This is a genomic window from Streptomyces sp. LMG1-1-1.1, assembly GCF_040815545.1.
In the GTDB taxonomy this organism is placed as follows: Bacteria; Actinomycetota; Actinomycetes; order Streptomycetales; family Streptomycetaceae; genus Streptomyces.
Genome location: NZ_JBFPNH010000010.1, coordinates 1 through 255, shown reverse-complemented (window position 1 = coordinate 255; position 255 = coordinate 1). Strand labels below are relative to the sequence as shown.

The window sequence follows — 255 nt, the reverse complement described above, 5'->3', positions numbered from 1 at the left end:
TCATCCGCCGCGTCAACTCCGCAGGAAAATTCGGCTGCAACGGCACCACCGTGCCACCCGCATACAACACCGCGAGCAAACCCACATACGTCGTCACACTCTTACCCGCCAACACCCCCACCGCACCAGGAACCCCACCCCCGGCCGCCCTCAGCGAACCCGCCCACAGCAAAGCCCTCTCATGGACCTCCCGATACGACACCACATCCGACCCGACCTTCAAGGCAGGACGATCCGGGGATATCTCCAGACCAC

Annotated in this window: 1 protein-coding gene; it reads right to left on the bottom strand. The window is 63.5% G+C overall.

Features of this window, described 5'->3' with window-relative positions:
* Positions 1-244 (bottom strand): AMP-binding protein (locus MRBLMG1_RS03825; protein ID WP_367820707.1); only part of this gene is annotated, 244 nt, incomplete at its 3' end.
* Positions 245-255 lie beyond the last annotated feature (11 nt).